General features: G+C 74.4%; 15 protein-coding genes. 4 read left to right on the top strand and 11 right to left on the bottom strand.

Annotation, left to right across the window (positions count from 1 at the left end):
- Positions 1-35: 35 nt before the first annotated feature.
- Both ACZ514_RS04655 and ACZ514_RS04650 read right to left on the bottom strand, forming a co-directional pair.
- On the bottom strand, positions 36-689 hold the full coding sequence (locus ACZ514_RS04655) for a CE1759 family FMN reductase (RefSeq protein ID WP_468694459.1): 654 nt from the start codon (positions 687-689) through the stop codon (positions 36-38).
- On the bottom strand, positions 686-1,789 hold the full coding sequence (locus ACZ514_RS04650; RefSeq protein ID WP_468173808.1) for an LLM class flavin-dependent oxidoreductase: 1,104 nt from the start codon (positions 1,787-1,789) through the stop codon (positions 686-688). The genes ACZ514_RS04655 and ACZ514_RS04650 overlap by 4 nt, the downstream gene beginning before the upstream one ends.
- 151 nt (positions 1,790-1,940) lie before the next feature.
- On the opposite strand from ACZ514_RS04650, the gene ACZ514_RS04645 reads away from it, so the two are divergent.
- On the top strand, positions 1,941-2,135 hold the full coding sequence (locus ACZ514_RS04645; RefSeq protein WP_468173810.1) for a hypothetical protein: 195 nt from the start codon (positions 1,941-1,943) through the stop codon (positions 2,133-2,135).
- A gap of 165 nt (positions 2,136-2,300) precedes the next feature.
- Here ACZ514_RS04645 and ACZ514_RS04640 read toward each other — a convergent pair whose 3' ends face one another.
- The 6 genes from ACZ514_RS04640 to ACZ514_RS04615 all read right to left on the bottom strand — a co-directional run bounded on the left by ACZ514_RS04640 (position 2,301) and on the right by ACZ514_RS04615 (position 7,256).
- A complete protein-coding gene (locus tag ACZ514_RS04640) occupies positions 2,301-3,896 on the bottom strand; it encodes an NAD(P)/FAD-dependent oxidoreductase (RefSeq protein WP_469124099.1) in 1,596 nt (531 codons plus the stop codon).
- Positions 3,897-4,052: 156 nt separating this feature from the next.
- The gene (locus tag ACZ514_RS04635; RefSeq protein WP_468173814.1) at positions 4,053-4,592 is read right to left on the bottom strand and encodes an EF-hand domain-containing protein; all 540 of its coding nucleotides are present in this window, start codon (positions 4,590-4,592) and stop codon (positions 4,053-4,055) included.
- 142 nt (positions 4,593-4,734) lie between these two features.
- Entirely contained in the window at positions 4,735-5,418 is a 684-nt protein-coding gene (locus ACZ514_RS04630; protein ID WP_469124098.1) for a hypothetical protein, read from the bottom strand.
- A 160-nt stretch (positions 5,419-5,578) separates the two neighbouring features.
- Positions 5,579-5,926 carry an ArsR/SmtB family transcription factor gene (locus ACZ514_RS04625; RefSeq protein ID WP_468173818.1) on the bottom strand — a complete coding sequence of 116 codons (348 nt, stop codon included), beginning with the start codon at positions 5,924-5,926 and terminating at the stop codon, positions 5,579-5,581.
- A gap of 174 nt (positions 5,927-6,100) precedes the next feature.
- A complete protein-coding gene (locus tag ACZ514_RS04620) occupies positions 6,101-6,475 on the bottom strand; it encodes a hypothetical protein (protein WP_468173820.1) in 375 nt (124 codons plus the stop codon).
- Positions 6,476-6,593: 118 nt separating this feature from the next.
- Positions 6,594-7,256 carry a lysophospholipid acyltransferase family protein gene (locus tag ACZ514_RS04615; protein WP_469124097.1) on the bottom strand — a complete coding sequence of 221 codons (663 nt, stop codon included), beginning with the start codon at positions 7,254-7,256 and terminating at the stop codon, positions 6,594-6,596.
- A 636-nt stretch (positions 7,257-7,892) separates the two neighbouring features.
- Between ACZ514_RS04615 and ACZ514_RS04610 the strand changes: the two genes are divergently transcribed.
- Positions 7,893-8,363 (top strand): peptidoglycan-binding domain-containing protein, encoded by a 471-nt coding sequence (locus tag ACZ514_RS04610; RefSeq protein WP_468694471.1) that lies wholly within the window; start codon positions 7,893-7,895, stop codon positions 8,361-8,363.
- Positions 8,364-8,377: 14 nt separating this feature from the next.
- Here the strand turns inward: ACZ514_RS04610 and ACZ514_RS04605 are convergent, their stop codons facing one another.
- A complete protein-coding gene (locus ACZ514_RS04605) occupies positions 8,378-9,409 on the bottom strand; it encodes a phosphotransferase family protein (protein ID WP_469124096.1) in 1,032 nt (343 codons plus the stop codon).
- 79 nt (positions 9,410-9,488) lie between these two features.
- Positions 9,489-10,388, bottom strand: a complete 900-nt coding sequence (locus ACZ514_RS04600; protein WP_469124095.1) for an NAD-dependent protein deacetylase — start codon at positions 10,386-10,388, stop codon at positions 9,489-9,491.
- 429 nt (positions 10,389-10,817) lie between these two features.
- Here ACZ514_RS04600 and ACZ514_RS04595 point away from each other — a divergent pair, with 429 nt between their 5' ends.
- Positions 10,818-12,827: an ABC transporter ATP-binding protein gene (locus tag ACZ514_RS04595; RefSeq protein ID WP_469124094.1), complete on the top strand. Its 2,010-nt coding sequence runs from the start codon at positions 10,818-10,820 to the stop codon at positions 12,825-12,827.
- Positions 12,828-12,869: 42 nt separating this feature from the next.
- On the opposite strand, the gene ACZ514_RS04590 is transcribed toward ACZ514_RS04595, so the two are convergent.
- On the bottom strand, positions 12,870-13,715 hold the full coding sequence (locus tag ACZ514_RS04590; RefSeq protein ID WP_468173832.1) for a class I SAM-dependent methyltransferase: 846 nt from the start codon (positions 13,713-13,715) through the stop codon (positions 12,870-12,872).
- A 105-nt stretch (positions 13,716-13,820) separates the two neighbouring features.
- On the opposite strand from ACZ514_RS04590, the gene ACZ514_RS04585 reads away from it, so the two are divergent.
- Positions 13,821-14,408 (top strand): TetR/AcrR family transcriptional regulator, encoded by a 588-nt coding sequence (locus tag ACZ514_RS04585; protein WP_468173834.1) that lies wholly within the window; start codon positions 13,821-13,823, stop codon positions 14,406-14,408.
- Positions 14,409-14,467: the final 59 nt, after the last annotated feature.

Below are 14,467 nucleotides of genomic sequence, written 5' to 3'. Positions count from 1 at the left end.
AAGTCCCGCCCGGTCCGCGCTGCTTCGACGACGGCCTAGCGTGCCCGCAGCGCGGCCAGTCGCTGTTCGAAGGGCACCACCGTGAAGCCGTCGGCCGGGTCCACCGAGGTGACCGCCCCCGTCGCGGAACGGGGCGCGACCGCGGCGGCGGTGTCGGCGTCCGGGGCGTTCCCCGCGGCGGTGGTCGTCATGGACCGCGCGAGTTCCGCGCCGGCACGGGTGATCCGCTGCGCCAGCCCCTCCCCGCCCCAGTCCTCGGAGGCCGCGTACACGGCGGTCGGTACGACGAGCGCGCGCAGGTGGGTGAAGAGCGGGCGCAGGGCGTGCTCGGTGACCAGGGAGTGCCGGGCGGTGCCGCCCGTCGCCCCGAGGAGCGCCGGCTTCCCCGTCAGGGCGTCCTTGTGGATGAGGTCGAAGAACGACTTGAACAGGCCGCTGTACGAGGCCGCGAACACCGGTGTCACGGCGATCAGGCCGTCCGCGGCGGCGACCGCGTCGAGAGCGGCGGCCAGCCGCGCGGGCGGGAACCCGGTGACGAGGTGCTGGGCGATGTCCGTCGCCAGGTCCCTGAGTTCGATCACCTCGGAGTCGGCCCGTACCCGGCCGAGGGTCTCGGCAGCGAGGCGGTCGGCGAGCAGCCGGGTGGAGGAGGGCGAGCTCAGCCCCGACGATACGACGACGAGCTTCATGCCCGTCCCTCCCCCGTCGTGGTGGTCCTCCGGGCCTCCGCCACGCGGGCCGCGTGCGTCGGGGCGTCCGGCACACCGGCCGGGCGCAGGTTCGCGAACTCCTTGCGGAGTACCGGGACGACCTCCTCGCCCAGCAGGTCGAGCTGCTCCAGCACGGTCTTCAGGGGCAGGCCCGCGTGGTCGAGCAGGAACAGCTGGCGCTGGTAGTCGCCGGCGTAGTCCCTGAAGGAGAGGGTCCGCTCGATGACCTGCCGGGGCGAGCCGACGGTCAGCGGGGTCTGGGAGGTGAACTCCTCGAGGGAGGGGCCGTGGCCGTACACCGGCGCGTTGTCGAAGTACGGGCGGAACTCGCGCACCGCGTCCTGCGAGTTCCTTCGCATGAACACCTGGCCGCCGAGCCCGACGACGGCCTGCTCGGGGGTGCCGTGCCCGTAGTGGGCGTACCGCTCGCGGTAGAGGTTGACCATCTGCCGGGTGTGGGAGGCCGGCCAGAAGATGTTGTTGTGGAAGAACCCGTCGCCGTAGTACGCGGCCTGCTCGGCGATCTCCGGCGAGCGGATGGATCCGTGCCACACGAAGGGGGCGACGCCGTCGAGCGGGCGCGGGGTCGAGGTGAAGGACTGGAGCGGCGTACGGAACGTGCCGTTCCAGGTGACCACGTCCTCGTCCCACAGGCGGCGCAGCAGCGCGTAGTTCTCGATGGCGAGGTCGATGCCGTCGCGGATGTCCTTGCCGAACCAGGGATAGACGGGTCCGGTGTTGCCGCGTCCCGTCATCAGGTCGACGCGTCCGTCGGCGATGTGCTGGAGCATCGCGAAGTCCTCGGCGATCTTCACCGGGTCGTTCGTGGTGATGAGCGTCGTCGAGGTGGACAGGATCAGCTTCTCGGTGCGTGCGGCGATGTAGCCGAGCATCGTCGTCGGCGAGGAGGGGACGAACGGCGGGTTGTGGTGCTCGCCGGTGGCGAAGACGTCGAGGCCGACCTCCTCGGCCTTCTGCGCGATCGCGAGCATCGCCTTGATCCGCTCGTGCTCGGTGGGCGCACGTCCGGTCGTCGGATCGGGCGTGACGTCACCGACGGTGAAGATCCCGAACTGCATGGCTCCCCTTCCCAAGGTTGTTTACTATTCAACCATACGGGGGAACCGAAGTCGGGACCGCACTGTTCCCCGGTCCCGCCGGAGCGCCGGTGCACCGCCGAGGGCCGCGCTTCTCAGGCCTGCATGACCGCACGGCGGGTAGACGCGGTGCATGACCGACGAGAAGACCTCCTGGCACCCGGGCGAGATCGTTCCGGTCAGCGGGATCTACGAGTGCGACTGCGGCGGTGAGCACCACTGGAGCACCGATGTGAAGGGGCACCGCTTCCCGCCGCTGCAGGACGTGTGCCTGGGCGAGTACTGGACGCTGAAGACGCAGGCGCATCCGGAGGACGAGTCCCGCTGATCGCCGTTCGCCAGTCCACACTCCCGGCGCGACCGACCGTCGCGCCCGACCGGCCGCGCCCGGGCGCCGTACGCGCGCCCCGCGCCCGTACGCGGCCGCCGGGCCGCGCGCGGCCCACCGGCCGCCGTGACCGGACGGGCGGTCACGGCGGCCGGCCGGCCCCGGTCAGAAGCCGCAGGCCGCTCGCGCGTCCCGGAAGCGGTCGGGGTGGCGGCGCCGGTACTCGACCAGGGACTGGGCGACCGCGGCGCCCTCGCCGACCGCGGCGCCGACCCGCTTGACGGATCCGGACCGTACGTCACCCACCGCGAACACCCCGGGCACGCTGGTCTCCATCTGCAGCGCGTCCGCGCCGGCTCCGCCGCTCCCGGTCAGGACGTAGCCGCGCTCGTCCAGCTTCAGCGCGCCGCCGAGCCACTCGGTCGAGGGGCGGCCGCCGATGAGGACGTACAGGCAGTGCGCGGTGACGGTCCGCTCGCCGCCGTCGCGTGCGCGGAGCCGGAGCCCGGTGAGCGTGGCCCCGCCGAGGCATTCGGCCACCTCGGTGCCCAGCAGCACCCTCAGGCCTGGGGTCCGCTCGATGCGCTGCACCAGGTAGCTCGACATGGAGGCGCCGAGGTCGGTGCCCCGTACCAGCAGGGTGACGGAGCGGGCGTAGCGCGCGAAGTAGAGGGCGGCCTGTCCGGCGGAGTTGCCCGCGCCCACCATGTACACGTCCTCCCCGACGGTGGAGGGGGCGTCGGACAGGCACGAGCCGTAGTACACCCCCGAGTGGAGGAGGCGGTCGACGCCGGGAGCGGTCAGGCGGTTCCAGTCCACTCCGGTGGCGACCACCACCGCGGCGGCGGTGACGGAGGCCGTCTCGTCCGTGCCGGCCTTGACGAACTCGACGCGGTGGTCGCCCGTGCCCGTGGGGGTCACCCGGCTCGCCACCCGGGTCGGCTGCCACTCGACGCGCGCCCTGCGGGCCTGCTGCAGCGCGCGCTGGGCCAGGTCGCCGCCGGTCAGGCCCACGGGGAACCCGAGGTAGTTCTCGATCCGCGAGGTCGTTCCCGCCTGTCCGCCGGGCGCGTCGTCCTCGATCACGACGACGCTCATGCCCTCCGCCGCGGCGTACACGGCCGCGGACAGGCCTCCGGGACCGCCGCCGATCACGGCGACGTCGTAGTGGTCCTGCTCGGCCGGCCGGATGAGGCCCAGCCGCTCGGCCAGTTCGCTGATCGAGGGGTCCGTCATCCGGGTGCCGTCACCGAGCCGGACGGTCACCGGGGCTTCCCGCCCGTCCTCCTCGGGCAGCCAGCGGAAGATCACGCCGCTGCGGCCGAGGAAGTCGCGCACCGCGTAGGCGGCGGGCGAGAAGCGGCTTCCGCGCACCTCGGCGGTCGGCAGGTCACCGTGGCAGTCGGCGTTCCAGGTGCACAGGGAGTCGTCGAGCGCGCCGCGGAGCCGCTCGGCCCGGTCCTCGTCGCTCCCGGACTCGCCGCGGGCGCCGGGCACCGCCCCGGGGTGCCCGGCCAGGGGCAGCCAGCGCACGCCGGGGTGGGCGGCGCCGGGCTCGGGGGCCTCGTCGGCGAGCACGGCCGCGACGGGCACGTTCCGGTCGGCCAGCGAGTGCAGCGCCCGGACCACCTCCGCCGGTCCGCCGACCTGCAGCACCCGGAACTGCGTCCGGTACCAGCTTTGCACCAGCTCGGCCGTCTCGTGCCGGCGGAGCGGATCGGAGTCGGAGAGAACGATCACCGGCAGTGCGGCATCGGCCATCACGAGGTCCTCCAGAGGGTTCGAAGATCGGCTTCCCTCCGGTCAACGAGCGGGGACGCCATACGAACCGGCCGCGGAGCGGCCACCGCGGGCCGGCGGGAACGCCCCCGGAGGGGGGCGGGAGCCGCAGCGGCCGCTCCCGCCCCCGCGCACCTCTCAGAGACGGCCGAAGAACTGGTTCCCGCGGGCCGCGTGGTTCTCGCTCGTGTAGTACTCCTTCATCGCGGAGCTGATCTCCTCACGGCTCAGCTGCCCGTCGCCGTCGGAGTCCAGCCGGTCGAAGGCCTCGTGGCAGGTCTGGTGGGGCAGACGGAACATGCCGTGCAGCAGGGAGGTGTACTCGTCGCGGCTCAGCATGCCGTCGCCGTCACGGTCGCCGAGTTCCGTCCAGGCGTTGCTCATGTTCCGGATCCGCTCCCAGATCCGGTTCTGGTCCGTGACGATCCGCGCCCGGAACGCCGCCCGGAACTCCTGCCGGTCGACTCCGCCGTCGTCGTTCCGGTCCATCCGCTGGAAGACGGTGTCCCAGAGTTCCGCCAGCGCGTCGCGGAGTCCGGCCACGGCGTCCGGGGCGAGGCCGAGCGACTCGGCGAGCCGGTCCGAGAGGCCGATGACGTCCGACTTGTCCAGCCGCCCGTCGCGGTCCGAGTCGAAGACGTCGAACGACCGGTCCAGCTTCATGTCCAGAACGCTCACGACACATCCCCTTCACTGTACGTATCCGCACCGCCACGGTGCGAGGCGGGCCCAGGAAACCACAGGCCGTGGCCCGCCCGCAGGGAAGGAACGGGCTGAAGGGGCATTCGGGTGACGGCGGCCGCCCGGGAGCGGAGTCGGTTCACCTCGCGCCGGCCTCCGGCCCGGGTCGCCGCTGGTGGCGCAGCCAGGCCGTCAGGGCGGCCTGGAGTTCGGCGACTTCGCGGTGGGTGAGGTCCTCGCCGACGGCACCGGCGTGCAGGCGCACGCCGGTGCCCGTGACGGTCCAGCCGGCGCCGCGCCTGGGTCGGGAGGCGAGGGCGCGGCCGTCGGCGAGGGTGGTCAGGGCCCGGCGGACCGCCGGTGGGGTACCGGCCGGGCCGGGTGCCAGGGCGGTGCGGGGCCGGGACAGGAGCCCGATCGCGGCGTAGAAGGCGGTCAGGGCGTCGTCGAGCGTTCCGGGGCCGGCGGGGGCGGCGCCGGTGAAGTCGGCGATCAGCTCGGGATGCGCCCGGGGTGCGTGCTCGCCCCGCGGGCGGGGGTGCAGCGGGTGCTCGTCGGTGTCGAGGCGGACGCACACCGGCGGGATCAGCTCCCGGCCGTACCCCTGGTGCACCAGTCCCGCGTACACCCGGCGCAGCGTCGCGGCCTGGCGCGGCACCGGATGCGGGTCCGGCCCTGCCGGGGCCTGCGGCCGTGAAGGGCGCGGCGGCAGCCCGAGGAGGCCGCTGCTGTGGTGCAGGACACCGGCCTGCGTGAGCACCACCGTGGCCTGCCGGCCCTTCCTGTCCCAGCCGAGCCGGAACCCCACCACCACGGTCCCCATCCACCCGCTCCTCCCCGGCCGCCTCCGGGGGCCGGCCGTCCCGCAGCACGCTAGCCATGCCCGCGTGCCGCCCGGGCGGGCATGCGCGAGGTCCTCCCCCGGCGGGCCCGGGTGTGCTACGGCCCGACGCCCCGGGAGCGGGCTCGGCCCGGCGGGTGTGTCACGTGCGGAGGGGGGTGGGTTCCGGTTCGTTCAGCTCGGCGATCAGGGCGTTGCGGCCGGCCAGCATCTCCGTGAGGATCCTGCGGGCCGCGCGCAGCAGTTCGGCGACGTCGCCGCCGGCGAGGGCGTAGGTGACGGTCGACCCCTCGCGGGTGGAGACGACGATGCCCGAGCGCCGCAGGACGCCCAGTTGCTGCGAGAGGTTGGATGCCTCGACGTCGATCCGGGCCAGCAGGTCCCGTACGGGCATCGGGCCGTCCTGCAGGAGCTCCAGGACGCGGATGCGGACCGGGTGGCCGAGCATCCGGAAGAACTCGGCCTTGGCCTGGTACAGAGGGACCTGCATGCCCACGACGCTCCTGTTCCCCTTCGGACGGGCTCCGGCTCGGGTGGGGATCACCACCTCACCCATCGTCGCGTCCTGCCGGCCCACGCGGAACCGATGTTGACCGGTTTCACATGTGCCGAGTTGAAGAGTTCTTCAACTCATGGGCGTGCGTGGGCCCGACGGACACGGCGGCTAGACCTCCAGATCGGCTTCGATGCGGCTCAGCTGGTGGCGGGCCATCGCCAGGTTCGACCTGCCCCGGTCCAGCACGAGGTAGAGGAACAGGCCGCCGCCCGAGCGGCTGCGCCGGATCCGGATCAGGTGGTACTGGCTCCCGAGGGTGATCAGTACGTCCTCGATCTCGTCCTGCATGCCGAGCATCTCCATCGTGCGGAGCTTGGCCCGGATGACGTCGGTGTTCCCCGCCGCCGCCACCGTCAGGTCCAGGTCCTTGCCCCCGCCGAGCGTGCCCAGGGCCATCCCGCTGGCGTAGTCCACCAGCGCCACTCCCAGGGCCCCCTCGATCGAGGTCATCGCTTCCTTCAGTGACACTTCCACGTTCGCCACGGCTGTCCTCCGTCGGTGTCATGTGCCGCGACCGGCACGGGCCTTCCGTACGGGGACGCTACCGAGCGCGGGGCTGCGTACGGCCGGATCAACGGAAATGGCGTGATTCCACCGCTCGTCACCCGGCGTGCGCGGCCGGCTCGCTCAGACGCGCGGCCGCCGTGCGCCAGGCGTCGGTGACGGCCGCGTGCGCCTGGAGGGTGCGGGCGGCGGTGTCGCCGGCCAGTTCCAGCGGGTGTCCGACGTGGACGTGCAGCCTCGGCCGCCGCAGCGGGGCGGTGACGAGCCCCGCGATCTGCTTGGCGGCGCCGCCGGAGGTGACGCGTCTGGCCCCGGCCTGGCCCACCGGGACGACGGGCGCTCCGGTGAGCGTGACGAGCCGGGCGAGCCCGCTGCGGAAGGCGAGGGGTGCGGCTTCGGCCGCGTCGCGGCGGGCGGGCAGCCCGCCCTCGGCGTACATGAGGACCGAGCGGCCCGCCGCCAGCGCCGACGCGGCGTGCTCGAGGGCTTCGGCGGCCCGCCGGTCCCCCCGGTGGACGGGTATGTGGCCCTCCCGGACGAGCAGCCGGCCCAGGAGCGGGGTGCGCCACAGCCCGGCGGCGGCCATGACGACGGGCTCGACGCCACAGTGGCGCAGCGCGGCGAGGACCACGGCCGGATCGGCGAGGGAGGTGTGGTTGGCGACGATGACGCTGCCGGGCGGCAGGTGGACGCCCGGCGCCGTGGTGACGCCGACGCGTCCGAAGGCGGGGACCAGGAGCTGGGCGAGGCGGCTGAGCATGGCGTTCTGTCCCGTTCGTGACGGCGGCTGTGCGGACCGCCCCCAGCGTCGTCGCTGACGTGCCAGGCCGCCTGAGTCCTCGTACTCAGACCCGCCGGTCTTCCTACTCGCAGGACGCGCGGGCTCCGGTAGCCGGGTGGGGGTGGCCCGGAGGGCGCACGTCCTCGCCCTCGGGGCCACCGGTGTCCCCCTGGGGGAAGCCCGACGGTCCGGCGGGCGCGGCGTCCAGACGTCCCAGGGCGTCTCCTCGGCGTGCCCGGCAGGGCGGTGAGCACCTTCGCGGCCCGCGGCGAGCGTGCGCATGCCGGTCCGTGCGGGCCCGTTCGCGGTCGCGCGTCCGCCGGCGATCGGGCGGAACCGGTCATCCCGCGGTCGCGGAGCGCCGGTCCCTGGGCGACAAGTGGCCACGGGACTCCGCGACCGTGGGAACGCGGCCGTGCCGCCGGGGGCGTTGAGGTGGCCGAACGCCCCGGCCGGGCTGCCGGAGCGGGTGACTCTCGGTCAGGTCCACGGCGGGCCGGTTCGACGGGCAACCCCCCGCGCCTCCCTCGCCCCGCTCCCGGCGGTGCTGATAGATCCCTCCCGTACGCGGTCTGCCCCGGGCGGCCACCTCATCGGAAGAACGGGACCAACCACATGCTCACACGCGTGAAGGCCGCCGCCCGCATCACGGCCGCCGGTGTGGCCCTCGGTCTGGCCGGCGTCCTCGCCGGTGCGACCGCGGCCACCGCGGCACCGGCAGCGTTACCGGAACCGCAGGCCGCCGTCCGGACCGTCGCCGTCCAGGCCGTCGACAGCCTCGGCCTCAGCACCGGCGAGGCCAAGAGCGTGCAGTGTTACGTCCGCATCGCCGGATTCAGCCCCGGACCCATCGACGGCCGGCTCGGCTCCGTCAGCTGGAAGGCCTGGCAGCGCTTCCTCAACGACCGGGGCTACCCGGCCGGGCCCGTCGACGGCGAGGTCGGACCCCGCACCATCCGCGGCCTCCAGAAGTTCCTCACCTACGTGGGCTACGACACCGGCGGCGTGGACGGCGTCGCCGGACCGAGGACCAGGGCCGCCTGGAAGGCGTTCTCGCACATCGGCGACAACGGGACGTGGTGCTGACACCCGGCCGGCCGCTACGGCCGCGCCGTCGGGAGCGGCCGGATGCCGGGCCGGCGGGCGAGCAGGCGTCCGCGCATACCGGTGCTGAGGCGGCTCACGCTGCCGAGCGCGGCATGACCGTCCGTCATGGCGCCGACCACGCCGAGCCGGTGGACGAGCCGCTGCCTGGCCGTGGCGGTGCCCCACGTCCAGTCCTCGTGCGGGATCCGGGCCAGGTGATCGGTGCTCTGGCGGCGGGCCCGTTCCACCAGTGCGTCGCCGCGGAGCAGCCAGCCGGCGCACGCGTCGGTGAGGTCGGTCGGGGCTCTGGAGCCGGTCGCGGCGCGCCACGCGTCGCGGTACGCGTCCTCCGCCCGTTCCAGCAGCCGCCGCGGTGCCGAAGTGACGCACCAGCAGGTCGGGAAGCCGATGCGCAGGTAGGCGAGTTCCATCGCGCCGCTGCCCAGCGAGGCCTGCTCGAAGTCCACGAATCTGACCCCCGTACCGGTATGGAGATCGTTTCCGGGACAGGGGTCCCCGTGGAGCAGGGCGTGCCCACTCGTCCGCGCGAGCCGCTCCACCAGCTCGTGGAGTTCGCCGGGCGCGCTGGGCGGCACGGGAACCTCCAGGGCGGCGGCCAGCCGCAGGAAGGCGTCGGCGTCGGCGTGGTCCGGGCCCTGCCACCGGGGGAGCTTTCCGGCGTCCTCCGGGCGGCCGGCGGCATGCAGCTGTGCCAGGGCCTCCGCATGGCCGACGATCCAGTCGCCGGCCGGGCGCCGGTGATCCAGGTGTTCCAGTACCAGGACCCGTTCTCCGGGATCGGTGGCCAGCAGCGCGGGCACCACGGCGGCTTCCCCCCGGGCGGCAAGCCGCAGGGCCGTCACCTCGCGGACGTACCGCTCGTCGGCGTCGGCACCGCCGACGATCTGCTTCAGCACCACCGTCGCCCCCGGCAGCACGACGCGCCACACCCGCGAGCGCGGGCTGCTGCCCAGCCTGCGCCAGCGTAGCGGCGGTCCCAGCTCGGCCCGTAACGCGTGCCCGTAGGGCAGCAGTCGCAACCACATGCGCCCACCCTCCCACGGGACCGCCGGCCCGTCCCGGGTGGAGGAGTGGAGGCCGTTCGATCCGGCCGGCACCCGGTCCTCAGCCCGTCGGCCGGCCGTCCACGGGGAGGTGCAGCCGCTCGGCGACGGCGGTGAGGGCGGCCCCCAGGGGGAGTGCGATCCGCGTGGCGGCATACCGGTCGCCGCGGGTCGGGTCCTGGTTGACGATCAGTACGGGCTTTCCGGCGCGGGCCGCCTCGCGGACGAACCGGAGTCCGGACATCACCGTCAGGGAGGAGCCGAGGACCAGCAGCGCGGTGGCCTCGCCGACCAGTGCGCGGCAGTGTTCGACCCGCCGCGCGGGGACGGATTCGCCGAAGAAGACCACGTCCGGTTTGAGGACGCCGCCGCATCTGGTGCAGGGCACCACACGGAAGTCGCCGACCTGCCGGTCGGTGAGGTCGGCGTCCCCGTCCGGGTTCATCGCCGCGGCCACGGGCGCGAAGCCCTGGTTGGCCTGCTCCAGCCGGCGCGCGAGTCCGTCTCGCGAGCCGGTGTCCCCGCAGTCCAGGCAGACGACCCGCGACAGGTTGCCGTGGAGCTCCACCACGCCGTCGCTGCCGGCCGCCTGGTGCAGCCCGTCGACGTTCTGGGTGATCACACCGGCCAGCAGGCCGTGCCGCCCGAAGGCCGCCACCGCCCGGTGCCCGGCGTTGGGCCGGGCCCGGCCGAAGGTGCGCCAGCCGAGGTGGCTGCGCGCCCAGTACCGGCGGCGGGCCTGGGCGTCGGCGGTGAAGTCCTGGTAGGTCATCGGGGTGTGCCTGGTCAGGCTCCCGCCCTCGCCGCGGTAGGCGGGGATCCCGGACTCGGTGGAAATGCCCGCGCCGGTGAGCACCAGCACCCCTCCGGTGCCGAGCGCGTCGGCGACCGGGCCCAGGTCCGTGGTGGCCGGCGGCGGGTCCTCGCTCGGGGTCCAGCTCAGGGTGGGGCGCATGCGCATGCTGCCAGCGTACGGAAGCGGCGGGGCCCGGGCACCCGGCAGGCTCCGTCGTGCCCGCGCGCCCGTGCGGCGGCCGTTCCCGGCAGAGCCGGCAATCCCCCGTGCGGGCGACCCGGCCCTGTTCGAGCGAGTTTCAACGCCGTCCGCCCAGGCCGCGCACGCCCGGCGGCCCCGTCCGGAACATGTGTCCACCGGCTGCCCCCGGATCCGCCGTTACGGACCCGGTCGAGAGCCGTTTCTAGAGCACCAGTACCAGTCGTGAGCCCGTCCGGAGGTTGCCGTGCCCCCTGCGCCCACCCGCCCCGCCGACCCCGCCGCATTCGAACATCCCCGCCCTCCGGCCCGCCTCCGCGCCCGCCACGGGCGCCGCGTTGACGGCCCCGCGGGCTTCGGGGGTCACCCCTCACGTCCGGGTACGAGGAGGGCCGCGTGAGCGGCGCACCGGCGTCCGGGACGGCTGCCGCCGGGGTGTCGGAGTCGGAGCGGCTGCTGTTCGGCGGACCCCTGGCGTACGACATCGGCTGGGACCAGCACGAGGGGGCCTGGCTGAAGCTCGGGCTGTGGACCATGGCCCGGCGCCTGCCCGCCATGGTGGGCACCGCGTTACGGCTGGCCCGTCGGGCCGACGCCCCGGCGCTGCGGACGGTCCTGGGCGCCGAGCTGGGACGGGGCATCGGCCAGGCCGCCGGGCTGGTCGCGGTGAACTCGGTCCTCGGCCACCTCATGGCCCCCGGCCCGACCACGGCCCGGCTCACGGCAGCGGTCCCCGCACTGGTCCTCGTAGCGGTGACCGGGGTGCTCGGGTCGCTGCTGCGCTCGGCTTCCACGGCGGCGACGGGAGCGCTGGAGCCGAAGGTGCAGCGGCTGGCCACCGAGCAGTACCTGGCCCTGGGGCACCGGGTGGAGCTGACGGCGATCGAGGACGACGAGTTCCACCGGCTGATGGACGCCGCCCGCTACGGCGCCGACTCGGCCCGCCGCATGATCCGGTACTGCACCGACGTGCTCAACTCGGCGGTGTCCCTGATCGCCGCGGCCGGCGTGCTGACCGTGCTGCACCCGCTGCTGCTGCCCCTGCTGGTCCTGATGACGTTCCCGAGCGCCTGGGGGGCCCTCGTCATCAGCCGTCAGCGCTACGTCTCCTTCCACTCCTTCCTCCAGCACGCCCGCGCCGGGCACCTCCTCGGCCAGCTCCTCACCCAGCAGCAGGCGGCCGCCGAGGTCCGGGTCCACGACGTCGGGCCGTTCCTGCTCACCCACTTCCGCGGCATGGCCGAGACCAACGAACGCGAGCAGACCCGGCTGGCCCGCCGGGCCGCCCGGACCGGTCTGATCGCCGACGCCGCCGGGGGGCTCGCCGCCCTGGCCACGTACGGGACGCTGGGCGTCCTGCTGTGGGCCGGCCGGATGGACCTCGCGGTGGCGGGGACGGCGGTCCTGGCCGTCCGCACCGGGGCCGCCAGCCTGGACAGCCTGGTCCTCCAGGTCACGGAGCTGTACCAGGAGAGCCTCTTCGTCGCCGACTTCAAGCACCTGTGCACGGAGGCGGAGGACCGCACCATCCCGGCCGGCGGGACGCCACTGCCGGAGCGGGTGCGCGAAGTACGGTTCGAGAGGGTGACGTTCACCTACCCGGCCGGCGGTCCCGGGGAGTCCCCCGAGCCCGCCCTGCGGGACGTCAGCCTCACCTTCCCCATGGGGAAGGTCGTGGCGCTCGTCGGGGAGAACGGCTCCGGCAAGTCCACCCTGATCAAGCTGCTGGCGGGGCTGTACCTCCCCGACGAGGGCGGCGGGGCGATCTGGTGGGACGAGGTCGACGCCCGCGGCGCGGACCGCCGTCAGGTCTTCGCACGGGTCGCCCTGATGTCGCAGAACTTCTACAACTGGCCCTTCACGGCAAGGGTGAACATCGGGATCGGCCGGCCCGGCGCGCCGATCGACGACGGCGCGGTGCGGACGGCGGCCGCCTTCTCCGGTGCCGACGAGGTCCTCGACGGTCTCCCCCGGGGCCTGGACACGCTGCTGGGCCGCGGCTACCGCGGCGGGCACCAGATCTCCGGCGGTCAGTGGCAGCGCATCGGCATCGCCCGCGCGCACTACCGCGACGCGGCGATCCTCATCGTGGACGAACCCACCAGCGCCCTCGACCCGATGGCGGAGCAGAAGGTCTTCGACCGGATCCGCGAACGGGCCACCGGCGGCCAGACGATCGTGCTGATCACCCACCGGCTGCACGCGGTACGGCACGCCGATCTGATCCACGTGCTCAAGGACGGCCGCGTCGCCGAGTCGGGCACCTTCGACGAGCTCATGGACGAGCGGACCGGCACCGGTGACTTCCGCGAGGCCTACCTCGTCCAGGCCAACGCCTTCGCCGATCCCCTGCCCGCGCCGCGGACCGGCGGCCATGAGCAGCTGCCGTCGGGGGACCCCGCGTGACCGCCCCGGCGGCGCTCGGGCGGCCCGGGCGCGCGGTACCGGTCAGGCGGCGCGGGTGGCGGTCAGGAGCCAGCCGGTGCCGCGCAGCCGGACGGCGCCCTCGGCCTCGTACGCGCGGAAGGTGTCGGTCAGGCGGTCGCGGGCGAGGGCCCGCCGGTCGGGGCCGACCGCGCTCAGCAGGTGGCGGCCGGGTCCGGAGCCGAGGAGGAAGTCCGCGGCCTCGCGGGCGGTGCGGCCCCAGGTCCCGGTTGCCGTGACGTGTTCGGCGCGGACGTCGCACAGGCCCGCCTCGCGCAGCAGGCCGGTCGCGGTGCCGGGGTCGGCGAGGGAGAACATGCCCGGTCCGCCGGCGGATCCGAAGCCGCCGGCCGGCAGGACGTCCCGCAGCGCGGTGAGGGCCGTCAGCCATTCGTTGCCCTCGGGTTCGGCCGCGCACAGGAGGGCGACGCGGCCGCCCGGCTTCAGGGCGGAGGCGATGTTGGCGAACGCCGCCGCGGGGTCGGAGAAGAACATGACGCCGAACCGGCTGATCGCGACGTCGTAGGCGGCTTCGGGCAGCGGGTGGGTCTGGGCGTCGCCGTGGGTGAAGGAGATGTTCGCGATGCCCTCCCGGGCGGCGGCCGTACGGGCCCGTTCCAGCATGGGGCCGGACAGGTCGAGGCCGTGCGCGTGGCCACGGCCGGCCGCCCGGGCCGCCAGCCGGGTCGTGGCGCCGGCCCCGCAGCCGATGTCGAGGACGTGTGCGTCGGGCCGGATGGAGGCGGCGGCGAGCAGGGGCCGGTCGAAGCCGGCGTTGACGGCGTTCCAGCGGTCGTGGTGGGCGGCCCAGTGGGCGCCCTCGTAGCCGTTCCATGCCCGAGCCTGGGCGGTGTTGGTGGTGGAGTGCATGCCGAAGGACCTCCGGTGGAGTGGGATGCACCTAGAATGGGCGCATGCCCAAACAGTATGGGCGAGCGCCCATACTGGCAATCCCCTGACCACCGGAGGATGTTGATGTCACCGCGAGGAGTGGCCATCGAAGGCCTGCGGGAGCGGCTGTTCGACGCGGCGGACCGCGTCCTGGCCCGGGACGGCGCGGCCGCCCTGACGAGCCGGGCCGTCACCGAGGAGGCGGGCTGCGCCAAAGGCGTCCTGCACACCCGCTTCGCGGGCCTGGACGAGTTCGTCGCCGAACTCGTCCTGCACCGCTTCGGCGCCGCCGCCGCGCTCTCGGAAGACCTCCCGTCCCGGGCGGGCACGGGCGCGGTGGCGGACAACCTCGCGGACGTGACCTCGGCCGTCCTGTCCCTGGACCCGGGACTGGTGGGCCTGGCCGTGACCCGGCCGGCGGCGGCGCGACGGGTCCGCGAGGCCTGGGCCGGGGGCGCCCCCGGCTTCGACGCCGTCGAACGGGCCGTCAGCGCGTACCTGCGGGCCGAGCAGGAACTGGGGCGGGTGGCGCCCGCCGTGGACGTGGAGTCGGCCGCGCTGGCGCTGGTCGGCACGCTGCACCATCTGCTGATGACCGGCCCGGCCGACGCGGAGGCCTCGTCCCGGGTCCGGGTCGGACGCCTGGTCCGGGCGCTGACCGGCGCGGCCTGAACCGCGGCCGGGCCGGGGGCGAAGGCGGCTGCCGCCGTCAACCCCGACCTTCGTCGGGG

It is taken from the genome of Streptomyces sp. NPDC034086 (genome assembly GCF_055575515.1).
The sequence above is the reverse complement of the archived record's forward strand: the minus strand, read 5'-3'. Positions and strand labels throughout refer to the sequence as shown.